Below are 24,230 nucleotides of genomic sequence, written 5' to 3'. Positions count from 1 at the left end.
ATGGCTGGCATCCCACGCCAGCAAGACCGATTTCTATTGAGGTGAGAGGCACATGCCGGTAATTAAAGTACGTGAAAACGAGCCATTCGACGTAGCACTGCGTCGCTTTAAGCGTTCCTGTGAAAAAGCAGGTGTGTTAGCAGAAGTTCGCCGTCGTGAATTCTATGAAAAACCAACGACTGAACGTAAACGCGCTAAAGCTTCTGCTGTAAAACGTCACGCTAAAAAGCTGGCTCGTGAAAACGCACGCCGCACTCGTCTGTACTAATCCTTGCGGTTGATCCGCATAGTGATTGAATTTGCAGACAACAGTAGTTGCAGATAAAGGCCGTGCTTTCCGAAAGGGAGCGCGGCTTATTGTCGTTCATCAACAGGCGTAAAAAGGGCTTATGGCTGGACGAATTCCGCGCGCATTTATCAATGATTTATTAGCTCGTACCGATATTATCGACCTGATCGATGTTCGTGTGCCACTTAAAAAACAGGGTAAAAATCACCACGCGTGCTGTCCGTTTCATAATGAAAAGACGCCTTCGTTTACTGTTAATGGCGATAAGCAGTTTTATCATTGCTTTGGTTGTGGCGCTCACGGCAACGCTATCGATTTTCTGATGAATTACGATAGACTTGAGTTTGTCGAATCTATTGAAGAATTGGCCGCTATGCATGGGCAGGAAGTCCCTTATGAAGCAGGTTCCGGCAGCAGTCAGATAGAACGCCACCAAAGACAAAATCTTTATCAGCTGATGGATAAGCTCAACAGCTTCTATCAGAATTCACTGAGTAGCTCCGCTGCACAACAAGCCCGGCAATATCTGGCTCAACGTGGACTTAGTGAAGAGATTATCCACCGTTTCTCAATTGGCTTCGCTCCCGCTGGCTGGGATAACGCGTTGAAACGGTTTGCCCGCAGTACGGAAGATCGTCAACAGTTAAATGACGCCGGTATGCTGGTATCAAATGATAATGGCCGTACTTACGACCGTTTCCGTGAACGAGTCATGTTTCCAATCCGTGACCGCAGGGGGCGTGTGATTGCATTTGGTGGAAGAGTTCTGGGAGACGCACTCCCAAAATATCTCAACTCACCAGAAACTGACATTTTCCATAAAAGCCGCCAGCTATACGGCCTCTATGAAGCACAACAAAATCACAATGACCTTTCACGGTTATTAGTGGTTGAAGGTTATATGGATGTGGTAGCTCTGGCACAGTTTGGTATTGATTATGCCGTTGCCTCGTTAGGTACTTCGACGACATCGGAACATATTCAGTTACTTTTCCGTGCTACTGACAACATTATCTGTTGTTACGATGGCGACAGAGCGGGGCGTGACGCAGCATGGCGAGCATTGGAAACAGCACTGCCTTATCTTAATGATGGTAGGCAGTTACGTTTTATGTTTTTGCCTGATGGCGAAGATCCTGATTCACTAGTTCGTAAAGAAGGCCGTGAAGCATTTGAACAAAGAATGGAACAATCTCACACGTTGTCTGAATTTCTGTTTGAATCGTTACTGCCACAAGTTGACTTGAGTAATCCTGAAGGAAAAACAAAACTCAGTTCACTTTCTGTACCATTGATTAACCAGATCCCGGGAGAAACTCTGCGTCTCTATATGAGGCAAGAACTTGGCAATATGTTAGGTATTCCCGATGCAGTACAGTTGGAACGTTTATTACCGCAGCGTCTGGAAAGTGGGAATAATTATCAGATGCCGCAGCTAAAACCGACAACTATGCGTATACTTATAGGACTGTTGATACAAAACCCACACTTAGCCGCTTTAGTTCCCCCACTACAGGGAATTATGCAGGCCAAAATTGCAGGCTTGCCATTGTTTATGGAGCTTGTAGAGGTTTGTCTTACTCAGCCAGGGCTGACAACTGGACAGTTGCTAGAACAATATCGTGACAATAAATTTAGTAAACAACTTGAAAAATTAGCTGCATGGAACGATATACAAATAGAAGAAATAGCAGAAAATACATTTCGTGACGCGTTGGATCATCTCGTTGATTCAGCGTTGGAAGAACGTTTAGATATTCTTATCGCCAGAGCAAGAACCGAAGGCCTGACACCGGAAGAGCGCGAAGAAGTTCGCTTGATTAATGAATCGCGTGCCAGAAAGTAAATACTGAATTCACGGCTTAAGTGCCGCATTAGGTAGGGAAGCAACCCTACATTTTGCCGCTATAAGTGGGCAGCGGCAATACAACGAAAACGCCCCTAAAAGTTATTGTTGGCAGATTAGTTTCGCCGACCGACACCAACCCAAATACTCTGAAGTGTGGATACCGTCTTATGGAGCAAAACCCGCAGTCACAGCTAAAGCTACTTGTCACCCGTGGTAAGGAGCAAGGCTATCTGACCTATGCTGAGGTCAATGACCATCTGCCGGAAGATATCGTCGATTCCGATCAGATCGAAGATATCATCCAGATGATCAATGACATGGGCATTCAGGTAATGGAAGAAGCACCTGATGCCGATGATCTGATGCTAGCAGAAACCACTAACGACACAGATGAAGACGCTGTGGAAGCTGCTGCGCAAGTTCTGTCTAGCGTTGAATCTGAAATCGGTCGTACCACCGACCCGGTACGTATGTACATGCGTGAAATGGGTACTGTTGAATTATTGACCCGGGAAGGTGAAATTGACATTGCTAAACGCATTGAAGATGGCATCAATCAGGTACAGTGCTCTGTTGCTGAATACCCTGAGGCAATCACCTATTTACTGGAACAGTATAATCGGGTCGAAGCAGGTGAAGCCCGCCTGTCAGATCTTATTACCGGTTTTGTTGACCCGAACGCAGAAGAAGACCTCGCGCCTACCGCCACTCACGTTGGTTCTGAGCTCCCACAGGAAGAACTTGATGATGATGAAGACGATGAAAATGAAGACAGTGACGAAGATAGCGATAGTGATGATGACAACAGCATCGATCCGGAATTAGCTCGCCAGAAATTCCAAGAACTGCAAGAACAATATGAGATCACCCGTCAGGAAATTAAGAAAAATGGCCGTGACCATCCAAATACGGCTGCCGAAATCTTAATGCTCTCAGAAGTTTTCAAACAGTTCCGTCTGGTGCCAAAACAGTTTGACTATCTGGTCAGCAACATGCGTTCTATGATGGATCGCGTTCGTCTTCAAGAACGTCAAATCATGAAAATGTGTGTTGAGCAGTGCAAAATGCCGAAGAAGAACTTCATCACTCTGTTCTCCGGTAATGAAACCAGTGACATTTGGTTCACCGCTGCAAAAGCAATGAACAAGCCGTGGTCTGAAAAATTACTTGAAGTTGAAGAAGAAATACAACGTAGTCTGAACAGACTTCGTCAGATTGAAGAAGAAACCGGTTTAACCATTGAACAAGTGAAAGATATCAACCGTCGGATGTCCATCGGTGAAGCAAAAGCCCGCCGTGCGAAAAAAGAGATGGTTGAAGCCAACTTACGTTTGGTTATTTCAATCGCCAAAAAATATACCAACCGTGGTCTGCAATTCTTGGATCTGATCCAAGAAGGTAATATCGGTCTGATGAAAGCGGTTGATAAATTTGAATATCGTCGTGGTTATAAGTTCTCAACTTACGCTACATGGTGGATACGTCAGGCAATTACACGTTCAATTGCCGACCAGGCTCGTACCATTCGTATTCCCGTTCATATGATTGAGACAATCAACAAACTCAATCGTATTTCCCGTCAGATGTTGCAGGAAATGGGACGTGAACCAACACCGGAAGAACTGGCAGAACGGATGTTAATGCCGGAAGATAAAATCCGTAAGGTACTGAAAATCGCCAAAGAACCTATCTCAATGGAAACCCCGATTGGTGATGATGAAGATTCACATTTAGGTGATTTTATTGAAGATACAACGCTGGAACTGCCGCTGGATTCTGCAACTTCAGAAAGCCTGCGTTCAGCAACCCACGATGTTCTGGCTGGCCTGACCGCCCGTGAGGCAAAAGTGCTGCGCATGCGTTTCGGTATCGATATGAATACTGACCATACACTGGAAGAAGTCGGTAAACAGTTCGATGTCACCCGTGAACGTATCCGCCAGATCGAAGCGAAAGCATTACGTAAACTGCGTCACCCAAGCCGTTCTGAAGTGCTGCGTAGCTTCCTTGATGAATAATCAGTAATTTTCAAGTCATGCTAACTGAAAAGCGTCTGCTTCGGCGGACGCTTTTGTTTTTTTATAAAGAGAGATGATTAGTATTAATATAATCACATATAAAAATATATTGATCACCAAGATAATAATATGACTCGATAATACCAAAGATCTTATTAAAAACTAATCCAATGATTTATAAAAACGTTAAATAAGCCATAAAAACGACCAATATATACCGCTATCCCCTTCTACTACTTAATAAAAACTTAATTTTGTATACAAAGTGATCATACGAGTTTACAAAGCTAGACCGCGAGCAAAACTGTACGTATAATCCTTCCCATCCAACGGCCCCTTAGCTCAGTTGGTTAGAGCAGGCGACTCATAATCGCTTGGTCACTGGTTCAAGTCCAGTAGGGGCCACCAGATTTTAGCTGTTAAATCAGTACATTAGGCCACTCAAACAAGAGTGGCTTTTTTGTTTCTGGTAGTCAGTGGCGACAAAATGGCGACAGAGATTTTTTCATAAAGCCATTGCCTAGATGAAAACACACTAGCCAGCTTCAATTTCTGGGCGCAAATTACAGTAATCAACACCGTGTAGATATGTGATAATGTTCATACAACAGAGAGACTATGGACAAAAAACTTTTTAACGATCTGGTTGAAAGCATGAATCAGATGGTAGCCATTGAAAAAGGCGGACTTTCTGTTCCTGATGAAAATATCCATTACCATCGCCTGCCTGATGTAAAAAACTTACGTGAAACCTTTGGTTTAAAACAAAGTAAATTCGCCGAAGTTATTGGCGTTTCTGCGTCTCTAATTCAAAGCTGGGAACAACACCGCCGCATTCCTTCTGGTTCATCACTGAAACTACTTAAGATGCTTGAACGTAGCCTTACGCTTATTAATGAATTAAAAGTACGTTAACTAATACTTTCACTTTCTTCCTTGTCATAATGCAAAAGGAGAAAACAATTTCAGTTCTGTATATCCTGTAAAGCCGCGCTCTATCTGATTTCTATGATAAAGCACGGCTTTTCTTTGTGAGCTTATTTTTCACGTAAAATACAATTTTCATTTAATATCAATGCATTGGGATTTTTCCGTGATCCTCTTTTGATCCAAAAACTGAAATTTCCTGAAAATCTTTTCAATCATTTCAGTTTGTGATTTCTCCCACTCCACCAGTATTGGCGCGGTTTGGCAGTTTGCCTTGTAGGATTTTAAAACTGAAAAAATTTTTTGATCCAAAACGTGCAGGCGGGTGCGGTGTAGTGCCGTTTTCGCCATAAGTTCATTTATTTCGTCATAAGCGCAGCAAGACAAACCGTCACCAAGGTGTTTATTTGATTCTTGAGTCAGATAATACAATCGGTTAAAGTAGCACTGCCATCGGCAAAATCCGATGGTCAGGGGGTCGCAGCCTTGAATGAGTAACCCACTGGTAAGGTTGTTTTCTTACCAGTGTGCCTGCTATCGCTTCTATGGTGGTTCAGGCAGGGGAGGCTATGCCTCGCCGGAATGGTTACTCTCCGGTACTGCGAACCCTGTTTGAACCGCCACCACCAAAGAGGGAAGCAGGAATATGAAAAAAGACTGGCATACCGCCGATATTATCGCTGCGATACGTAAGAAGAATAAAACGCTGGCATCATTATCCAGAGAGCACGGTTTAAGCTCTTCAACATTAGCAAATGCTTTAACGCGCCCCTGGCCTAAAGGGGAATTATTGATTGCTCAGGAAATTGGTGTCACCCCTGCTGAAATATGGCCCAGTCGGTATTTCGACGAAAATAAGCAGCCTATCAGACGAACCGTCCGAAATGATTTACCAAACAATTCTGATATCACATAAATTATTTCTATATCCGAAAAAGTAACGACAACTTTTAAATCACCAAGCTAATATAACACGCTGAATTATCAGTTTTTTATTACACTCACTGCCCATTCTTTAATATCAGAATTGTATTCATAGCTCTATGAAGATGTAAAACAGCCCGCATATTTTGCGGGCGAGATAATTAATCAATAATGTGTTTCAGATCATCAGAACACGAACCCGTAGCGTTGATTGATACCGCATTTAAAAAGGCGTCCCAATGTGATTATGTGTATGACTCGCGGTAAACGACACTAATCTGTTGGCTATTCTCCCATACTACCGAAGCAATAACCGCTTGAACACAGGTTCAAGTCCAGTCGGGATGACCAAATTTAACTTTTAGATCAGTATATTGGGCGACTTAAACAAGAGTGGTTTGCTTGATCAAAGGCGGTAAATGTTAAAGGCCACCGGGAGGTTACCCCGATGGCCTTAGCTACGTTTCCGTTATCTATTTCAGAAATGCACGGATCAGCTCTAAAAGCGCGATTAACGCTTTGAGAACGATGATAGCAGTGTCAATAAATGCTTTCACCCGTTTGCTCCCGTTAGGAGCACAACTTAACCAGCCATTGCCTTTACGCTGCCTGTCCGGCTGGCCCTCATCTGTGTTAGCAGGAGAATATCGCGCTCTGACCGAGGCACTGAATCAGCACCACCTGTACTCAGCCAGGACTTACGAAAACTTGCGTCAGAGATACACAGGCCAGAACGCTACCCCAAACTAACAGCCGTTGATTATAGGTTTATTTTCAAATGATTCAATCAATTAAAATGATGAGTAGATAAAAATAAAAAACCAACTGGTGAGGTTGGTTTTTTATTTTAACCCTTGGATAGGGCAGTTTGTCTTTGTGCTATACGAGATTGGTAGCCTCGGTTCTAGCGCGACATTCTCCTGCTAACATAATCAGTCTACACCTTAAAAAAGGTGTTATCAACCTATGTCATAGCGTAAAAAAGCTCATACAAATGGAATGATATTCAACCAATCACAGGTGAATACTTCTGTTTCAGCCCATCCGATTTATAGCCCGTGTTCCTTATCGCGCTGGCGTTCTCCGGCATACCTGTGTTGTGGTGAGTATGGGCGGCAGTCTGTTCCGCCAGTGCTTTAACCACATCCAACGTCTCTAACATCAAGGTCATGACATTGATTTGCTGGCTGCCCACCCAAACCACGGGCGCGACGATTTCTTGCCTGGCACCGGCGATGCTCTGCTTAAGCAGACCAATCTTCTCTATCAGCTTTTGCCCGACTTCAATATTGGCCTCTTTCCCTACACTGGCAACGAAATTTGATGAGGTCGCCATACTATAGTCACCGTCTGCAATTTGCTGAACGGTGCCCGCCAATAGCGTAGACGTGCCCAAAACCGTGGTTTTATCCGTGGCCTGTATTGTGGTTTCCCGTACAACGACGTTACGTGTTTCCGTGTCTGCCCTGACTTCACGGTGCATGGACGATTCATCAATAGTTTGGTCAGTCTGACGGATCCAATGCCCTTCCTGAGTCACTCTCTGCGAGACTTCCGCCCGCTGCTGCTGCAATTGTTCGCCTGGCTTGATATCGGGCAAGGTATTACCCTGGCTTAATGTCTGCCGGATAAAGGGCTTATCCGGTCTGCCTGCCTCAAAGGCGATTTCAACCACCGTTCCGACTGGCGGATATTGGAACATACCGGACTCACTGCCCGCCATCGGCAAAGGCAGCGGAACCGCGTGGTAAACAGGAACCGCGGCATCCTGACCATCATCAGCCAATAATTGCACATCAACCGCATAGCGTGGCCGGAATGGGTCGGAGATATCGCCGCTGACCGTGTTTTCAGGGTGTGCCTCAATGCGGGCAAATTTGGGTAAATGCAGCCCTGCCGATAATTCGGGGTAAGCGGCATCAATCTGACGCTGCATTGGCGTTTTGGTCTGCGACTGACCGGTCAGTTTGTTGACGGCTTCCCATGTAATGACCATGTTTTCATTGTTCAGATTGACCTTGTTCAACCGGTGCTGGTTGATCACCACGCCTGGGCGCAACGATGGGATCATGGGAATGGTCATCGCATTGCCCGCGGACTGACGCTGGCTAAATGCATTCGAAATATCGACCGGTTTCCCCGCAAACATCGAATGCGCCCCGCTGCCCACATAAACCGAACCATCCGGCAACTGATACCAGAGATAATCCTCAATCGAAAAAACCTGCTCAAGATTAGCCAGCAACTGATAGCCGGTACCATGATGGGTAAAATGCGGGATAGGTGTCTCTGTATAAGGGGCATCCGGCAATGTGAAGGTGAGTCCGCTGTACTCCTGCAACCAATCCACAATCTGGCTCAGTGTTGGATGCTGAAATGAACACGACCATAATCGGTCAAACACACCAACCAGTTCACGCACAAAAAGACGCTGATAACCGTTTTGGGCTGGCTGTGAGCGTGCCACATAACCCGTAAACCAGCGTAATACCAAATCCGTGTAACCCACGTCCAGCCGCACCAGTTTTCCGGTGTAGTCCGTTGTCGTCTCCGCCGTGATAAAGCCACGACCACAGGATGCCAGTTCCAACATAATATTGGCGTCAACCAGGTGAATTTCATCACCGGAAAGATAGAGCCGGTTAATCGGTGTCATTATTTAGCCGGTCCTATTTTGTCATTGATGGGCTTCAGGACTTTGCTTTCAAACCAGCTTAATTTTTCCGGCGCTTCTTTTGCTGCGGCTGCCCCCTGACCTGTTTGCTTTCTGGCCTGAATATTATCGGCAGCGCGGGCATCACGTTTCTCAGCAACGGATAAATGTTCACGTAAAGTAAATGTGACCTGCCATGCCTGTTTACCGTCGATCTTACTGGCATCAATGGTATGGGTGAATGTCCCGATACGAAAGTTGATAGCACCTGCGGTCAGGTTAGCGACACGATAACGTTTCAGATTTCCCTTCTCTTTGGTCTCCGCCAGTGCAAACAGGCGTGACAGCGTTTTTTGCTCAGTAAACGGAATGATCCCCGTAACACGTAACTCCTTGGGCTTAATGCCTTGCTCCGCTACGGCGGTACTGGATGACTGGCCGCTTTGGTCTGTGTCCTGAAATACCACCGACGGGGTTACGATCAGACTTTTTAATGGGATGGCCTCGCCATCAAGGGCCAGTGTGATAATTTGGCTCATTGTGTAGCATCCTTTCTAATGCGCGAATATCGTCCCCGGCAAATAATGTCGCCAGCGTGTAAACGGCGTCCTGTTCGGGGATATCCTGACGCAGTTTTTCGGCCAGTAATGCGGCATTCCCTTTCCCTGAGAATGCCCAGACACGGGCCGATTTGCTCCTGACGCCATTCAGAGCGGCAGTAACGTGTTGTAAGGCGTTCTGTCTTGCCGTCGTGAAGTTTGTTAATTGTGATTTCAATCCCGCAATGCTGCTGCCGACACTAACCTGTGTTTTAGCCTGTGCAATCAATTGCGCATTCACAGCTATGCGGCTGGTTGATGTTGAAAATGGTTGCAACGGAGGCAAACCGCTGCCCGGTTTCCCAGGCAATTGCATTCTGGTGATCGCCAGACGTTCCGCTGTCTTTGCCATACGGGTGACCTGAGAAAATACCGGCAACGGCAACACCGCTGAAAATTGGGTTAAATGCTGGATAAATTCATTATGCGTCTTCGCGCAGATCATGAGTACCACCGCGCTCATGTTTCCCGTTCCCCGGATTTTATTTGCCAGATAATTGATAGCGTTTGCCGGACTCAGGTAGTGACCGCTGTCCGCTTTCTGTCCGATACCGTATACGAACGGATGAACGGACAACATCGCGCAATGCATCCCCATCATATTCGGGGAGATGCGCACCATTTTCCGTTGCCAATTCATCACGCGGGTTGCTCAGGCCAGTTGATATCGGGGGCAGTAGAAAAGTCTACTCTGTTCACCCGCACACGATATTTTTTCCATTCCACGAGCGCTGATTTTTCGGCATCCGTGGCGATATCCAGATCAATGGCATCCTGTAAGGGTTTAATTGCCGCATCTGCCTGTTGCTGTCGCGCGATTTTTTGCTGTTCAGCCTGTTCAATTTGATGAGATTTTAGGGCTGATTTATCTGTGACCCATTGCTTATTCTGCCACTTATCAAAGGGGGTTTGGGGTGATTGCAGGGTAAGATTATCTGGCAACGCGCCGAGGGCGGTAACATTGATCGGCTGGCCTGTATCGGTTGCATACGCCGTTTTACCCCGATAGTCAGGCACATGTCGCCAGGATTTTTCATCTATGCTACGACAAATCGCAACATCATGCGTGTCAGGTAATTCAGGCGCATCCAGATACGCATTAGCCGCAACAGAAAAACCGCGTGACACGCGATCCATATCGGCCCCAATATATTCCCGTGTTTCAGGATGACAACGATAAACCGCAACCCATCCGCTAACAATAGCTAACCCATCCTCATCAAACCGGGCCATTTGAATATCTGCGCTGTATTTAGTCATTACTTTACCCTCGTAATATAAATCACTGACTTGTTGACAGGCCGGTTTTCATTTGCGGTCGGGACCACTCTGGATGCGTCAAATGTCCATGAAATCACCCCACCACCGGCACCGGCTGCGCGACCGCCTGCCTTATATTGGTAACTGAATGCACCAGAGGCGTTGCTCCCGCTCTCAATAGTGGGATTACCTAATGATCCCGTGATATTTCTGATCGCGTCCCCCTGAACACTCCCTAGCGAACGACCAGAATCTAGTCCCCGCCCTCTATCTAAACCACGCTTAAACAGCCCCCTGTCATCGGGTAATTTCAGGTCGGGAAAAATTTTGGCAAGCTCAGGGTAATCTGCCGCCCGGAATGAGCGCCCCTCATTGGGTTCATATCCGGCAGGTATCGGCGCAGCCGCATGCCATTCGATAGTAGCGCCAATCGGGATACCTATCGTAATCTTTTGCTCTACGGCACCGTTAGCATTGAGAAATCTGGTGTGCAACTGTGCATCGGCATCAATCCAAATTTGCCCCGTGTCACCCCCTATACCGATACTCACCCCTTTGGCCCATCCATTTTCCCGACCACAAGAAAATGGCCCTGAATAATGTCTGCCAGGTAGCTCAGTCATATAGGTAGTCTGGTGATAGGCACCAACATCACTCGCCATCAAACTGATATCAGACGATAGCAATTTCCCGTTAATTCTCCTGTCATTCGGTACAGCATTCATTGCCTGTTCGACGGTTTCCACTAAACCGATATTTTTGACAAATTCACTCTTATTGGGAATATCTGCGCCGTTCTGGTTTTTAGCCAGGCGACTATTGGCGTTTTCGCTGACAACGGTTAATGCTGCACTAGTGGCATAGTCCCCTTTCGGCTGTTTCCCATGCAGACCACTTTCCAATGCCTGCTGAGTCGCATATTCCCGTTTCACGCTATCAATCTCTTGATGAATAGCGGCAATATCACGGTCATTCAATGACCCGTTAATGCGCAAATCCAGCACATCACCGTGACCATCAATACCCGCAACCGCAAAGACATAATGCGGATACCCTGCCGCATCGATGTAGTTTTTAAGATCATTGGCGGCGGTGATATGAACAACGGTTTTCCACTGGCTGACCACATTGCCTTGATAGCTAAAATCCGCATAAACGCGGGTATCGCGCAGGCGGTTAAATGTTTGGTCAAACGCCAACTCACCCCGCAACCCGCCGATATAAGCCAGCCCCCTTTTGACCGTGTACCGGTCACCACGACGAACCACGGAAAACCCATCACCGAAAAACGCCGCCTCACCGTAACTGTCAGTATTCATCAGGCGCTGCATTTCATCGATGCCAGATAAACGGGCGGTAAAATCAATCTGCCAGGTTTCCGCCGTGGTCGTAATAGCGGTCTCTTTAGCTGCCCCTTCAAACTCCAGTAAAAAAGAGCGAGTCAGCACATTTCCCTGTAATCCGTTCGCGGTCTTAATTTTTTTCTGAGCTGGGGCATGGGTAAGCATGCCAATAATGCCAGAAGCCTTATTTATCAGGCCAATCCAGTTAAAATCAAAATGACCGACTTCCGTTCCCAATGTGACACTGTAGGCTACCGCGTTTTCACTCGCTAACCCTGTTTTGTTCACAGCCTGACGATGCACAATATGACTTTCTGCGGGTAATGTCTCATCGCGATTGATGGCAAGAGCGGGATCTAAATCCGGCACATAAGCAAAAACAAACTCATCCAAAACCACGGGCTTTCCCGCCGCGGCCTGCTGCGCTTTCCATTTTTCAAAGTCTACTGTAATCACTGACGCCATATTATTTCCTTATAATGATGCACCGTAGGTCATATTAGATACGGTAATCGCCTTTAAACTGGCACTATCAAAAACGGACTCACCCGACATGTAACCCACTTTTAATAGCAGGGACGGCGAGGGCATGGCCGCGTAATAACAGCAATATTCCGCGCCTAAACTGCCCACACGCATAAACAGTTTATTATTCGCCATCACTTCAAAACGGTAGTGGCGGCAAGTACGGCCATACTGACGAATGATGCTCATCAGCAAATCAGGATTTTCAGCGACTTGTCCGTCACTGACGCGCAAAATAATCACATCCCAATCTATCGCCGGTTGTCGTTCCAGTACTTCAACATGGCCGACACCTAAACGTTCAAAGATAGCGATAAATCCCGCGACACTGCCCGCCTCTCTGGCATTAATAAACGCGTATTTCACCCGTTTACGAAATAATGTCAGCGGTTCACCGTTAAAGCGCTGAATATCCCGCTGATAGGCCAGCATCGGCAGTAATTCCGCCGAACAAGTTTCCGCGTCCAATTGAGCTAACGGCCATGTCAGCCAGCGGTAAATCATTAACCAGAACTCACGCGCGGCCCAAAGCAGTTTGGCGGGTTCTCCCTTATCCATCCATGACGGCAAGGCCAGCCGCTTGAGTCGTTCCCTGAATTCAGACATGCTTCACCTCAATTATCAGTGATTGCAGCCTGGGCACACTTAAATCACTCAGAATGTCACCCAATGAAAAAGTCAGTGATTCAATCTCGGCAAATTCACGGTGTATTTCTCGCCCCAGGTTGGAAAAGGAAAATCGGGCATACGGCCAGGTTTTTTTCACGTGATATTCCCTATTTTCCCGAAAGGCGCAGCGGATCAGGTTTTCAACATCCGTTTTTAATGTTGTTGCCTGTTCCTGGCTGTAGTTCGCCAGATTTGCTACAAACAGCGTGACCAATAATTCATGGTGCGTTTCAGGCATCGGCAGACACTGCATATCATCCCCATGCCCATGATGCCCCTGATGGGTGATATAATCGTTCACTGCCTCAATAAAGGGCTGGCTGATGATCCCAGAATCCAGCAACAAATAGGCGTTTGCCGTTCCGGTGCCGCGAGGCGCATCATGCAGGAAAAAAATGCGGTCAATGCTTAAGCCTGCCACAGCGGCAATCATGCCACGGTAAACCGCATCAGTATGATAGTTGCCCACCCAGTTATATTGGTTGCGGCAGCGGTCGCGCAAATCATCATCGGATTCGGCATCTGAACCGGGCATCAATAGCCACCCCTCTTCATTCTGTACTCGCTCAATGCCGGACACTGCCACGGGCAGGAGACGAAAATAACCGGGGGCCAGGTTGAAAGCACCGCCTGCGGCTTCTGCTCTGACAGGCAATAAGGCACTGGACACATCATCGGCCATCACTACGCTTTCCGTGGTGCTGACGCGATAGATTTCGCCATTAATGCGTTCGGTCTGGATCACCGTTCCGGCGGGCACGGTCACCATCGATGCACCTGCGGTTTTATAGAAGCGGAGCACACCCTGCGCAGCGGATGCGGGTTTACGTTTCAGGTTGACGCCCCACGCAAACATATCCAGCCATGTGCCCGATGCGGTCGCCAAGTACATATTTTTTAAGGTGACATGGATTAACACCGCTTTCAGCCATAACACAGGGCGTATCACTAGGGTGTCAATCAGCCGCCAAAACGGGGACATCCGCGAGGTGTTGGTCACCAACCCGGCTTCATCGACCACTTTAGCGAATGCCGTGCTGATATCGGCTTCCGTGGTTGGCATCCCGCTATCACGTAAGACCTTTTCATAATCAATCGTCGGTTTCGTTTCCACTGCTCACACTCACGTTAATACGGCCAAAATCATAAGTTTCGGCGGTTATCCATAACTTAATGGGTGATTCTTCATTAATGATGACGGTTCCCGGAATAATCCGCTCATCGTCTTCGACCAGTATGCCTATCTGTGTGTGAATGTCTGCCCGTAGCGTTGGACTGCGTTCGGCAATAAGTTTCGTTGCCAGACCACTTTCAATAATGGCGTGTACACAATCCTGACCGATGGAAACACGGTTATGACAGAAACGTGGCTCATTCCCTGAATTGAGTGTGAAATTGCGCTCGTTAATGAACAAATCAATGTATTTCGGCTCATCCATATGCCACTTGCTCCCATTCCGTTAATTGCTCCGGTGTCATGCCGTTGGAAATATTCAACGTCACATTTTCAATTCGGCGACTGTTATCATTGATGGTCTGTGAATGGGTTGTTATCCCTTTTATCAGGCCATGCTTGCCGATACCCTGCTTTTTCCCGCCCGTTAATACACGCTCGTTTTCTGGCGGTTTAATCGCTTGCACAGGCTGGATCATGGATTGAGGTTGCCCCTGAAAAATACCCTTGGATTGCGTCATCAATTTTGGGGGATTTTCTCCTATGCCCATATTAGGAACCGTCGCTTTTCCCATTGGTTCAGCGACTGTTTTTTCAATAGCCTGGGTTTCAATATTGATACCGGGAATATTATTTAATTTATCGATAATCCAATGGTAGCTATCGGAAAAGGAGTTCATCAGCCAATCCCATAAGCCGCCGAAAATATTGCCGATATTCTCCACAATGCCCGAAAAGGTATCCGCCAGTGAAAAACGGCTAAACCCGTTACACAGGTTATTCCAGCCCTCGGCGATCCCGCCCCAAACCGCACTGAATATCCCGCCAACCCATTTCACATACGCCGCCACCATCCTAAAGGCGGTCGTGTTCATCAGGGCCGCTTTGATGGCATCCCAATGCCTGATAAGCAGATAAATGCCAACAGCCAGCAACGCAATAGCAGCAATAATCAGCAAGATCGGCCAGGTCATGAAGCTGAATGAAATACCCGCTAAAAAGGCCGCAATCCTGACAGCCCGCAATACCCCGTGTAACACGCGTAATGTGGTGTTCCATGCAATAATAGCCGCGTTATAGAGCCACACCGCCGCCGTACCCAGTTTCATGACAAGCGTACAGGCCACCCAAATCCCCTTAAGGCCAATCCAGATAAATTTAGATACGCCCATTACGAGATTGGCGGCAGCCCCCGCAGCGGCAAAACTCAGAATACCGAGAGTGATATAACCGATCCAGCGGGCGATATTGGGAAACAGTTTCAGCCAGCGCACCAGTAATTGACCGGCATTGGCAAGCCTATTGACCAGTGAAGAGATAACCGGGAGCACTGTTGAGCCTACGGCAATGCGGATATTCTGCCAAATAGCGTGTAACCGCGCCCACGGGTTCGCCATCCGCTCGGCCATTTCGCGAGCACGTTTCAGACCATCATTGGCCCCTAACGCCGAAATATTCTTACGCAGCATATCCACATTTCCATACAATTGTTTGACGACAATGGCGGAATCGCCAAACGCCTCCTCAATTTCCTTTTGTGCCCTAAGGTTGCCCTCAATACTTTTGCCATATTTGGCCTGTAGCTTTTCCAACATTTCCGGCAGGGTTAGCATATGACCAGAAACATTAACAAAGCTGATGCTAAGTTTTTTCGCACCCTCAGCGGCATCGGTCAAAAACGATTCATAAACACTACTGGCCTCTGTACCCAATGAACGGTGCAATTCCCCCAATACCACCAATTGTTCATCAATACCTACCCCAAAATGCGTTCCTGCTGCGCGGGCCCCCTCCATCAAATCCGCAATTTCTTCCATACTGGCACCAAATGTTTTCGACATGATGATGGCTTTTCCCGCCAGTTCCTCAGCAAACTGAATATTCCCTACGGCTTTGGCATGACTGGAAAAATTCGAAAACATCTGCCCCATATATTTAGTCGTATCTGCCGCGCTGGATTTCAGGGCGGCGGCGGTGATATTGGTGATGTGAGTCATCTGCGGTAAGTCATTTTGTGACAGTTCGCTAATCTTCTTACTGATTTCCGCCGTTGATTGCACAAATTCAATCGATGACTTGCCATACAATGAACTGAACTTCATGGCATCCGCCGCCACTTTCGCCATCACACCACTATCAACCCCCTGAAGTGATGCCTCTGTCATCGCATCATCCCATTGAATAGCCGGATCAAGAACCCCTTTAATTGACCAAAATGTCCCCGCTAACCCTGCGCCGCCGACTGCAATTTTTTCAAACGCCGTTTGTGATGCTTTGGCAAACCCAGAAACAGCCGCTTTCGCACTGGCAAGCGGTTGTGTCAGTTTATCAATTAGGCTTAATGTAAAATCCAATTGCCTCATGGTTCACCCTTTAATGCCAATGCAATACCATTCGCGGTGGCGATTCGCATATTTTCCCAATAACGATTATCCAGCCAAATTGCACGGGCTAAATTGTCCGTATTATCGTTCTCATTCGGTAAATAATGACAGCGCAATATTAACGCTTGTTCAAACAGGCTGTTATCAATGGATTTAACCCGCGTATTTAGTTTTTTATTTCAATTTCCAGTTTTGGCGCATATTCGGCATTGACTTTTTCAACGATTTGCATCGCGGCACCAGGTATTTTTAACCATTCATCTAAAATTGATTTAGACTCGGGCTGAACAATACGGCGCAAATAGGTAACAATGGGGACAACCTTATTATCCATTGCCATATCGTTAATCATACTATTATAAGCAACAATATTCGGCTCGAATGTAATTTCATTTTCACCGACAATTAAAGTAATGACTTTATTTTCTTTGCTCATAGATTAATTCCTTTCTTTTATTAATTTCATCCACTAATTGATTATGCCGTGCGGCGCAATGACCATATAATTTGGAGTAATCCATTATAACATTTGCCAGATTATTTCCGGTTGTTCCCGTCAGCCGGGGTAATCTGTCCTGACATTTTGTCAGTAAGTTTTCCTGATAGTGTTCGTTCAATACTTTCGGCTGTATCGTTGTACATCCTGACAAATTCAGGGCTAACACACACATGAGTAAAAACAGGCCGAACCATTTCAGTATGAATCTCTCGTGGGGCGGCATGGGCTATCCCTTCTAGCTTATTTTCCAATTGTCGGGCGGATATACTGGAAATGTGTTGCAGTTCCTGCCGAATTTTTTCCCCTGTAGCATCCGCTGCCCGCGTGATGTTCAGTTCCAGACTGTCACGGTAATAATGGTTTACTCGCCAGCCTGCACAGAATGCCAATGCAAGGAAAGTCAAATACAGCATCCGGGTATTGAACATCATTTCGCCCCATTATGCGCCAGTGAGAAATGATTGCCGTCTGGTCGAGAAAATCGCCCACCCCACGTGCCGCCAAGAGATTCCCAATATTCTCCTAACGGTAAATAAGCATGACTGTTTGTCTGGTACTCGCACCCGATAAATAAATTCAGATCTATCGCCAGCCGCTGAATATGCAAGCTATTGGCAATGCCTTTCCCTATCTGAGCGTTTAACTTCGCTTGTTCTGGTGTATGATAAGCCTCGCCTAAAGTCAGGCGATAACCGCGTTCGTCCGCCCATAAGATCAATTGTGCGACCAGTACCGCAAATAATTGCTGTTTTTCACTCAGTGTCATTTCTTCAACTTTCCTGTTAACAAAGCGCTGCCGCGCTTGCGTAGCCAAACTTCAATTAACTGATAGCCAGCAATCCCTAATGCGCTGCCTATCCCTGTCACCGCTATCGGGCTGATGCCCGGCCACCAAATCAGCAATACCCCCGCCATCACTGACACAGCCGACCCTAAAATAATCCGGCCAATGAAAAGCCGCAGGGTGATCGGCTCATCGCCTGTTAGCATCTTTCCTAACGCAATCAGTGCCCCCAATAACACCAGCGTCACAAAGGTTTTCTCATGTTCTTCCATGAACACCCCTCTTTACCCTATCAGGCTTTGTGTCAGTTCTGCTTCCAGATAGGGAATGCCATTAATGCGCACAAAATCGGGACTGGTCACCACAAATTTCACTTTATGCGTCATGACACTGCCGCCTTTCGGATCAACGTCCAGAATGTCGCTGACAATTAGCTTGCAGCCGTAAGCCTCAACTTTGATTTCTTCGTTACCGGCCTTGGCATACCACATCAAATCGACGGGCTGAATACCCCGCCATGAACCCACCGTGCGCGCTTTAGCGGTCACAATCTCCAGATATTTGGTACTGAGTTCAATCTCCCCTTCTGCCGCCACATCACCGGAAATATAGCCATCCGGTACACCCTGTGTTTGGGCGGCGGCGGTGTTGTCCGTAATGGACAGATTGACCTTTTCCGCATGAACCAGATCCCCGTCCATATTAAAATCAACCGACTGGCCTGAAATACGTTTGCTCATGCGATTTTCTCCAGACTGCTATCCAGCAACAGACTGACGGAGATCCCTTTCGGACATTCGTAAGTGCGGACAGTGATATAAATTTCCACCGTGTTTTTATTGCGCCATGTAATCACCACATCTCCATCTTTCGGCGATTTCACTTCCCCCGGAAAAGTCACGCCGTTAATCTCGGTACTGCGCGACATTTCACGCAAGGTACGGGCGAAGTATGCCTGATGCGTTGCGACACTGCCCGGCGTGCTGTTTAAGCTACGGTCGGCAATTTTAGCGATAGCCTGCAAGCGCACTCGACGCGCTACTTTATCGACAACCCGCAAGTTTTCGATACTCTGGTAGTCTCCGCCTTCTACGTCCAATGTGCGGCCATCTGACCAATACATGCCATCATAATCGGGATACCACATCGGCACACTGAAACGCAGTTTTTCCAATGCCTGCAAGGTTGCCAGATCAATCGGCTGACCTGTGCCATCTTTTGGAAAATCGGTTGAACCCAAATCCATCAACGCCCCGGTTTGTACCCGTGCGGGACTGTCCGCCACGGTGACGGCGCGGTTGCATAATCGCCCGGCCAGCACGCCCGCCTCATTGCCCCACAAACACGGCACCAGTTGCACCGATGCCACGGCTTCGCCCTTTTGTAGCTCTGCCAGGCGAGTGACATAATCCGCCCAAATCTCTTTTGCCTGTGTGCCATCAACCGCCAGAATGGCCCACTGCCAGCGACCAAATTTAGCCATCGTGTTGGCTCGCAAAGTTTTCGCGGCTTTAATGATGGCTTTGGTTGCGCCGACCGTCAGCGTATAGCCCTCAATACTGGCTATACGCTGCGCCGACGTCACCGCCCCAACAAACGCCAATTCATCCTCTGATTCCGACAATACATGGATATACCCGGACCAGTTTTGCCCCGCATTTGCCATTGCGGCCAGTACATGACGTTTGAGGACGGTTTGTGCCGCTCCCAGTACAGAATCAAAGTCCGTCTGGGTATTAACCGCAATAGTTTTACCTACGTTGGTTTTTCCCGTCCCAACGAAAAGCAAGACTCGCTCAATTTCCCTGGTTTCGCCTTGCAATTGATTAACCTGGTTAACCTGAACATGTGGCCACATAATTTAATCCCTTATCAATGCGCTTAACCCACACCGTATCCCATGCCTTGCAACTGGCGAACCAGCGCTTGACTGAATTCTTCATCATTAATACCTAAGAACTTACGGGCAGGAACTTCAATCGTCCATGAACGTTTAACCGTCCCGCCGCTCAGTTCGCGGATCAATACCCCTGCCTGAATAAATTTCATATTGGCGGTAATTTCCTTTATCGGGGGCTTACGCCAGCGTTTACCCTTCTTAACCTGATAACCCAAATCCCGCAGTTTTTTCGCCTGCTTAATGGTTGCCATGCGCTCACGATCAACGCGCTTTTGTACTTGCCGCCGACTGACCTGAATACGCATCCCGTTTTGCTGTGCATACCCCACAACACCCGCAGGAACTTGTTGTTTTCCATTCCGGTAATGCCCGCCTTGCAGGTAAATGCGCACGGCGTTATTTTCCGGCATTTCCCGAATATGCAAGAGCTTCGGCATGTTCCTGAGCATTTTCTTGCGCCACGGGCTTTTTCTGGCCGTCCATCGCCCGCCATCCGGTGATTGCTGATTGCGCACATGGCGTTTTGCCGCCGGGATCACCCCGTATTTCGCAATCCGCCATAACAGGCGTTGGCGCTTTTTCGAGGGTAGTTCAAGGTCACTCAGTGCGTTTTGCAGTGCCTTAAACTGATTTCGGTTTAACTGCCCCTGCATCATTATTGGCTTTGTCCAACGGGTGCCCCTGACTCATTCACACTATGCACAACACCCTTTTCAGCAAACCAGATTTCAGTATCAGCCAGCCTCCAGCGCTTACCCTCAAAGGGGACGATGCCGTTTTTATCTTCACGCATGACAACAGGCTCTGACAGTGACAACGACACCACAACTACAGCGGTTTCCTCATCCACTTCAACGGTCATCGCTGGCCGTTCCGGCTCCAGATTGGCATCCCCTAAATCATTGCCCTGCTCAGTCAGCCACACATCTATTAACAATGGGACATATCGCGGATCAAACTCTCGGTATGGGAAACGCCCCCAGGCAATCACCGCCTCATACTGCTGGATAAACATCTGGTATTGCCCCAGACCTAAATCCCGTTGCGCAGGAATGAAACGAATTTCATCCATTTCACTGGTAAATTCTATCTTACAGAGACGTTCTGGCAGGTTTTCCCGCAAAAATGCCGTTAAATGATGTAATTTGCTCATATCATGCGTACCGTTGTGCGACCGTATCCCTTCATATTGCGGATAACAAAAGCCGCTTCTGCTAATAAACGGGGACGTAGTTCAGAACTTTCTTGTGGCGGATGAGGGGCACGACTAACAATAGCTGTGTATTCCCCCAACAGATCCGCTTTTGCCCTGGCATAAACCGCCTTTTTATACTGACCCACTAACGCATTAACGCCATTGATAGCAATGCCTGGCACATTGGCCGCTTTCTGATAGCCTTTTGCCTGCAATCGGACTTTCAGACGCTGTAAGTCAAGATTGATTTCAGCGGCACTTGCCAGCAGGGCATAGGCTAACAGGTCATTATCTAAGTCAGCCGGAATATTGCGGTTCACCTGAAATTCGCGCAGATTCAAATCCGGCCAAAAACCGTCATTGGTCAACGGTTCATCCCGATAATCAAGGGGGTTGCCACTAAACATCTCGCCTCTCTCATCCATAAAAAAGCGGGCAGCCCGGTTTCCACGGCCATGAGCAATCCTTGCCATGCCTCCACCGTGCCCGCTCCGGCTTGCGGTAGTCATTGTTTATCGTGGTATCGCTATTGGGTTGTCAATGCCCGTAAACGGGCGGCAATCCGTTGCCGATAAGTTTTTACGCCTGCTTTCGGGTTGCACTGATGCGCTTTTGATAACCAGATATCCGCCTGCTCCAGCACATCCAACCTATCAACCGAACTCACCTTAATTTCGGCGTTATCCCCTTTCAGCAGGTTTAAGGCAGCAAATTTGTAGTATTTGGCCTTAATTTTTTCGTGTACTTTCCATTTGCCCGTGACATTCTGAAATGTCCTTGAAAAATAGGGTTCAATACTATTCCCGGTGTCAGCTTCCACCTGTGCCCAGAGTAAAACCGTGTCAGCAACAAAGGCCGGAAAGCTACTGCGAAAATTGTCAGGGGTGAGCTGCCCTTGCTCAATGGCGATATCCGCCCAATCCAATCCTTTGGCAAAATCCCCAATATCAAATAACCAGATCACGCAGTAAGCAAAAATCGGGTTTCGGTAAATTTCTCCCTCGGCGATGTAGCGTTCCGCCGTGGGCAGATAATTAGGCAACAATTCCCGCTTTTTCATCTCTACGCGTTCCGTCGTTAACGCCAACTGGCGTAACCGCTTAATATCCTGCTCAATGGCGCGAGCTTGCAGGTGCATACTCGCCCCCTCTGCAATCGCAACCGGTTGTTGCCGCGCCAGTTTCTGGCGAAGTTCAACCGCGGCCCGGTGTCGTTGAGCAGGCGACAGCACTATTCTGTATCCAGTTTTTCAGCAGGTTCAGCCACGGTACCGATAGTGACGGCACTTTCATCATAGGCGGCGTACAATTCCGGGGTTTCAAGCGCATAACCTTCATTGCGCAGGTATTTATTTTCAAACTGTTTACGGTCATCCACAAATTCCGCCTTACGCTGGCGTGTATTACGCTGTGTCAGAATTTGTAGGTTAGACAGCATAGTGACTGACATACGTTTACCCGGCATAAATGGCGGTATCATGGCCGGACGGCCAGCAATGGAACTCCCCAACATTTGCGCCGCGATTTTTTCAGTCGGTTTATCTGCCGCCTGATACAGTCGATATTGTTCAGCCGCCACTAAGTCAGCACCGACCAGCACCACCAAGCGCGGATCATGCCTGAATTGCTGCGGAATACAGGCGTTAATCAGGTCTGACGCCATCGCATCCAGTGAGGTAAAATCACCGTGCTCATCCAGTTTCACCGGTGTCGTAATCACCTGCTTGCCATTATTCCATTCTTTGGCGATTTGATGCCAACCCCTGTTCACATCTTCACCATTCGGATTGGCTTCTGGATCAGTAGTCTCCGCCACGCGCTGGCCGTTAAAACCCACCCGGATCATGTCCAGTGCAAAGGATTCATGAGTGAATGCCTGCATACGTTGGAAAAATTCACTTTCTGAACCTGAGTTCGCCCAGACAGATAACAAATCCCAGGGCAAGGCAGCACCGGAATCGGTTTCAACTAAGCGGTATTTATTGCCATCAACCCCCGTTTTACGCATAAAGCGGCCATCTTTTTTACGCCCGGTGAATAACCCTGGGTTGCCGACTGATACAACCTGGCCGGAAAGGTGATCCACATCCGCACAGGTGATCATGCTGAGAAATTCCACGGATTCCAACAACGCGCTGCGCAAGGCGGTTTCTTTTGGGTCAGTCAGTGAAAAGTAACGTGATGTGTCTTCAATCCCATAAGATTCAGCTAACCCCGCCGCATATTTCTGCAAAAATGTCCGCGCCCGATGATTCAATTGCATAGCTCTTCCCTTTGCCTTTTTCCATCATGGAATTACAGAAATTTAAAAGGCGCGTTTTTGTCGCCTTTTGGGTTACGCGATGGTAAGCGGGTAGCAATACCGTCCAATTTGTTAAACTTTTTTAGAATATCGGGCAAACTGTCACGTAAACGCGCAAATGCTTCGGTATCGACAACCGCTTTCATTGTCTCGACATCTTCCTGAACGTCTGCAACTTCTTGCTCGGTCGACGCCTGCTTACCCTCAAGCGCGGTCATTCGTGCTTCCAAATCGGCTACAGCCTGGGCCAGCGCCTGCAACGCATCATCGCTTGAGGGTGCTGACTCAGTTTCTTCGGGTTCTTCAATATTAAAAAAGCTTTTCCATCCTTTTTTGGCTTTTGCCATGCCGTTATCCTTAATGTGTTTAACCTCATCAATCACCAGTGGCTTATACGCACCGAATCGACGATGTTTGTTCCTTTTTTTAAATTGCAGACGCGTTGTGCCCACGCTGGCGGGTGAGTCAGTCACTGCCAGCCCTTCCAGATATGTTTTGCCGGTTCCGCGAAAATTGCCATCAGACGTCAGTTCAACAGAGGTAAACAATAATTGTCCCTCTCGGTTGGCCTGTAACAAATGATGATTGGGTCGCAGTCGCGCATATAAGCGTAAAACCCCGTCATCATCTCGCGCTGCTTTAACGGCTAACACTTCGCCCATTGCACCGAACCCACGTTCATGTTCCGGCCAAATGCGGGCGGTGTACAACTCCGGGTTATAGAGTTCGGCAGCCTCTAAAATCCATTGAGGTTCCATCACTCGGCCATCAACCGTGTCGCCCTCCGTGGCAATACATATCCAGTTAGTCATTAACTGAAACATATTTAATTCCTTCCATTTGAATCAAATACAGTATTGCGGATTCAATAAAGTGCCGCGAACGGTTTAATTCTGATGAATTCGGCTATCACGCCATAACCCATTCATGCCGAAAT

32 protein-coding genes and 1 tRNA gene are annotated in these 24,230 nt (G+C 47.7%); 8 read left to right on the top strand and 25 right to left on the bottom strand.

From position 1 onward, the window contains the following. Positions 1-52: 52 nt before the first annotated feature. The 5 genes from rpsU to ACUN2T_RS04585 all read left to right on the top strand — a co-directional run bounded on the left by rpsU (position 53) and on the right by ACUN2T_RS04585 (position 5,071). Positions 53-268: a 30S ribosomal protein S21 gene (rpsU, locus tag ACUN2T_RS04605; protein ID WP_001144069.1), complete on the top strand. Its 216-nt coding sequence runs from the start codon at positions 53-55 to the stop codon at positions 266-268. Between the two features lie 121 nt (positions 269-389). Next, entirely contained in the window at positions 390-2,135 is a 1,746-nt protein-coding gene (gene dnaG / locus ACUN2T_RS04600) for a DNA primase (RefSeq protein ID WP_445496447.1), read from the top strand. A 170-nt stretch (positions 2,136-2,305) separates the two neighbouring features. Further along, positions 2,306-4,156: an RNA polymerase sigma factor RpoD gene (rpoD, locus tag ACUN2T_RS04595; RefSeq protein ID WP_445496446.1), complete on the top strand. Its 1,851-nt coding sequence runs from the start codon at positions 2,306-2,308 to the stop codon at positions 4,154-4,156. 331 nt (positions 4,157-4,487) lie between these two features. After that, positions 4,488-4,564, top strand: a tRNA-Ile gene (locus tag ACUN2T_RS04590). Between the two features lie 210 nt (positions 4,565-4,774). Next, positions 4,775-5,071 (top strand): helix-turn-helix domain-containing protein, encoded by a 297-nt coding sequence (locus ACUN2T_RS04585; protein ID WP_445496445.1) that lies wholly within the window; start codon positions 4,775-4,777, stop codon positions 5,069-5,071. A gap of 147 nt (positions 5,072-5,218) precedes the next feature. On the opposite strand, the gene ACUN2T_RS04580 is transcribed toward ACUN2T_RS04585, so the two are convergent. Beyond that, positions 5,219-5,515: a hypothetical protein gene (locus ACUN2T_RS04580; protein ID WP_445496444.1), complete on the bottom strand. Its 297-nt coding sequence runs from the start codon at positions 5,513-5,515 to the stop codon at positions 5,219-5,221. A gap of 58 nt (positions 5,516-5,573) precedes the next feature. Here ACUN2T_RS04580 and ACUN2T_RS04575 point away from each other — a divergent pair, with 58 nt between their 5' ends. Together ACUN2T_RS04575 and ACUN2T_RS04570 are read left to right on the top strand one after the other, a co-directional pair. Continuing rightward, positions 5,574-5,699, top strand: coding sequence for a hypothetical protein (locus tag ACUN2T_RS04575; protein ID WP_323837047.1), 126 nt, complete (start codon positions 5,574-5,576; stop codon positions 5,697-5,699). Between the two features lie 30 nt (positions 5,700-5,729). Further along, positions 5,730-5,999 (top strand): helix-turn-helix domain-containing protein, encoded by a 270-nt coding sequence (locus ACUN2T_RS04570; protein ID WP_323840890.1) that lies wholly within the window; start codon positions 5,730-5,732, stop codon positions 5,997-5,999. 481 nt (positions 6,000-6,480) lie between these two features. Here ACUN2T_RS04570 and dinQ read toward each other — a convergent pair whose 3' ends face one another. After that, a complete protein-coding gene (gene dinQ, locus ACUN2T_RS04565; RefSeq protein WP_369293964.1) occupies positions 6,481-6,552 on the bottom strand; it encodes a damage-inducible type I toxin DinQ in 72 nt (23 codons plus the stop codon). Here dinQ and ACUN2T_RS04560 point away from each other — a divergent pair. After that, positions 6,545-6,757 carry a hypothetical protein gene (locus tag ACUN2T_RS04560; RefSeq protein ID WP_445496443.1) on the top strand — a complete coding sequence of 71 codons (213 nt, stop codon included), beginning with the start codon at positions 6,545-6,547 and terminating at the stop codon, positions 6,755-6,757. The two genes, dinQ and ACUN2T_RS04560, sit on opposite strands and share 8 nt — an antisense overlap. Positions 6,758-7,013: 256 nt before the next feature. Here the strand turns inward: ACUN2T_RS04560 and ACUN2T_RS04555 are convergent, their stop codons facing one another. The 23 genes from ACUN2T_RS04555 to ACUN2T_RS04445 form a co-directional block, all read right to left on the bottom strand. Beyond that, a complete protein-coding gene (locus tag ACUN2T_RS04555) occupies positions 7,014-8,663 on the bottom strand; it encodes a hypothetical protein (protein WP_445496442.1) in 1,650 nt (549 codons plus the stop codon). Further along, positions 8,663-9,199 (bottom strand): baseplate complex protein, encoded by a 537-nt coding sequence (locus ACUN2T_RS04550; RefSeq protein ID WP_445496441.1) that lies wholly within the window; start codon positions 9,197-9,199, stop codon positions 8,663-8,665. The genes ACUN2T_RS04555 and ACUN2T_RS04550 overlap by 1 nt, the downstream gene beginning before the upstream one ends. After that, positions 9,171-9,899: a hypothetical protein gene (locus ACUN2T_RS04545; protein ID WP_445496440.1), complete on the bottom strand. Its 729-nt coding sequence runs from the start codon at positions 9,897-9,899 to the stop codon at positions 9,171-9,173. The genes ACUN2T_RS04550 and ACUN2T_RS04545 overlap by 29 nt, the downstream gene beginning before the upstream one ends. Continuing rightward, a complete protein-coding gene (locus ACUN2T_RS04540; RefSeq protein WP_323840649.1) occupies positions 9,899-10,519 on the bottom strand; it encodes a tail fiber assembly protein in 621 nt (206 codons plus the stop codon). Before ACUN2T_RS04540 ends, ACUN2T_RS04545 begins: the two co-directional genes overlap by 1 nt. Beyond that, positions 10,519-12,327 (bottom strand): phage tail-collar fiber domain-containing protein, encoded by a 1,809-nt coding sequence (locus tag ACUN2T_RS04535; RefSeq protein WP_445496439.1) that lies wholly within the window; start codon positions 12,325-12,327, stop codon positions 10,519-10,521. The genes ACUN2T_RS04540 and ACUN2T_RS04535 overlap by 1 nt, the downstream gene beginning before the upstream one ends. A 9-nt stretch (positions 12,328-12,336) precedes the next feature. Further along, the gene (locus ACUN2T_RS04530; RefSeq protein WP_445496438.1) at positions 12,337-12,993 is read right to left on the bottom strand and encodes a phage tail protein; all 657 of its coding nucleotides are present in this window, start codon (positions 12,991-12,993) and stop codon (positions 12,337-12,339) included. Further along, entirely contained in the window at positions 12,986-14,170 is a 1,185-nt protein-coding gene (locus ACUN2T_RS04525) for a baseplate J/gp47 family protein (protein WP_445496437.1), read from the bottom strand. The genes ACUN2T_RS04530 and ACUN2T_RS04525 overlap by 8 nt, the downstream gene beginning before the upstream one ends. Continuing rightward, positions 14,148-14,495, bottom strand: coding sequence for a DUF2590 family protein (locus ACUN2T_RS04520; RefSeq protein WP_445496436.1), 348 nt, complete (start codon positions 14,493-14,495; stop codon positions 14,148-14,150). The genes ACUN2T_RS04525 and ACUN2T_RS04520 overlap by 23 nt, the downstream gene beginning before the upstream one ends. Beyond that, the gene (locus tag ACUN2T_RS04515; protein ID WP_445496435.1) at positions 14,488-16,593 is read right to left on the bottom strand and encodes a phage tail tape measure protein; all 2,106 of its coding nucleotides are present in this window, start codon (positions 16,591-16,593) and stop codon (positions 14,488-14,490) included. The genes ACUN2T_RS04520 and ACUN2T_RS04515 overlap by 8 nt, the downstream gene beginning before the upstream one ends. Continuing rightward, on the bottom strand, positions 16,590-16,730 hold the full coding sequence (locus tag ACUN2T_RS04510; protein ID WP_323840655.1) for a DUF6890 family protein: 141 nt from the start codon (positions 16,728-16,730) through the stop codon (positions 16,590-16,592). Before ACUN2T_RS04510 ends, ACUN2T_RS04515 begins: the two co-directional genes overlap by 4 nt. A 50-nt stretch (positions 16,731-16,780) precedes the next feature. Then, positions 16,781-17,050 (bottom strand): putative phage tail assembly chaperone, encoded by a 270-nt coding sequence (locus tag ACUN2T_RS04505; protein WP_445496434.1) that lies wholly within the window; start codon positions 17,048-17,050, stop codon positions 16,781-16,783. Further along, positions 17,034-17,231: a hypothetical protein gene (locus ACUN2T_RS04500; protein WP_323840742.1), complete on the bottom strand. Its 198-nt coding sequence runs from the start codon at positions 17,229-17,231 to the stop codon at positions 17,034-17,036. Before ACUN2T_RS04500 ends, ACUN2T_RS04505 begins: the two co-directional genes overlap by 17 nt. Continuing rightward, a complete protein-coding gene (locus ACUN2T_RS04495; protein ID WP_445496433.1) occupies positions 17,152-17,544 on the bottom strand; it encodes a hypothetical protein in 393 nt (130 codons plus the stop codon). Before ACUN2T_RS04495 ends, ACUN2T_RS04500 begins: the two co-directional genes overlap by 80 nt. Next, positions 17,541-17,879: a M15 family metallopeptidase gene (locus tag ACUN2T_RS04490; protein ID WP_445496432.1), complete on the bottom strand. Its 339-nt coding sequence runs from the start codon at positions 17,877-17,879 to the stop codon at positions 17,541-17,543. Before ACUN2T_RS04490 ends, ACUN2T_RS04495 begins: the two co-directional genes overlap by 4 nt. Next, complete coding sequence (locus ACUN2T_RS04485) at positions 17,876-18,169, bottom strand: phage holin family protein (protein ID WP_046975131.1); 294 nt, start codon at positions 18,167-18,169, stop codon at positions 17,876-17,878. Before ACUN2T_RS04485 ends, ACUN2T_RS04490 begins: the two co-directional genes overlap by 4 nt. 12 nt (positions 18,170-18,181) lie before the next feature. Further along, entirely contained in the window at positions 18,182-18,637 is a 456-nt protein-coding gene (locus tag ACUN2T_RS04480) for a phage protein (RefSeq protein ID WP_065390430.1), read from the bottom strand. Beyond that, positions 18,634-19,758 (bottom strand): DUF2586 domain-containing protein, encoded by a 1,125-nt coding sequence (locus ACUN2T_RS04475; RefSeq protein ID WP_445497801.1) that lies wholly within the window; start codon positions 19,756-19,758, stop codon positions 18,634-18,636. Before ACUN2T_RS04475 ends, ACUN2T_RS04480 begins: the two co-directional genes overlap by 4 nt. Positions 19,759-19,778: 20 nt before the next feature. After that, the gene (locus tag ACUN2T_RS04470) at positions 19,779-20,456 is read right to left on the bottom strand and encodes a hypothetical protein (RefSeq protein WP_445497800.1); all 678 of its coding nucleotides are present in this window, start codon (positions 20,454-20,456) and stop codon (positions 19,779-19,781) included. Next, positions 20,453-20,950 carry a phage tail protein gene (locus ACUN2T_RS04465; RefSeq protein ID WP_323840738.1) on the bottom strand — a complete coding sequence of 166 codons (498 nt, stop codon included), beginning with the start codon at positions 20,948-20,950 and terminating at the stop codon, positions 20,453-20,455. Before ACUN2T_RS04465 ends, ACUN2T_RS04470 begins: the two co-directional genes overlap by 4 nt. Further along, entirely contained in the window at positions 20,947-21,399 is a 453-nt protein-coding gene (locus ACUN2T_RS04460; RefSeq protein ID WP_445497799.1) for a head completion/stabilization protein, read from the bottom strand. The genes ACUN2T_RS04465 and ACUN2T_RS04460 overlap by 4 nt, the downstream gene beginning before the upstream one ends. A 119-nt stretch (positions 21,400-21,518) precedes the next feature. Continuing rightward, positions 21,519-22,223, bottom strand: a complete 705-nt coding sequence (gene gpM / locus ACUN2T_RS04455) for a phage terminase small subunit (protein WP_445496431.1) — start codon at positions 22,221-22,223, stop codon at positions 21,519-21,521. Next, the gene (locus ACUN2T_RS04450; protein ID WP_445496430.1) at positions 22,223-23,254 is read right to left on the bottom strand and encodes a phage major capsid protein, P2 family; all 1,032 of its coding nucleotides are present in this window, start codon (positions 23,252-23,254) and stop codon (positions 22,223-22,225) included. Before ACUN2T_RS04450 ends, gpM begins: the two co-directional genes overlap by 1 nt. Before the next feature lie 32 nt (positions 23,255-23,286). Continuing rightward, the gene (locus ACUN2T_RS04445; RefSeq protein WP_445496429.1) at positions 23,287-24,117 is read right to left on the bottom strand and encodes a GPO family capsid scaffolding protein; all 831 of its coding nucleotides are present in this window, start codon (positions 24,115-24,117) and stop codon (positions 23,287-23,289) included. Positions 24,118-24,230 lie beyond the last annotated feature (113 nt).

The organism is Photorhabdus machadonis (genome assembly GCF_052657765.1).
The sequence above is the reverse complement of the archived record's forward strand: the minus strand, read 5'-3'. Positions and strand labels throughout refer to the sequence as shown.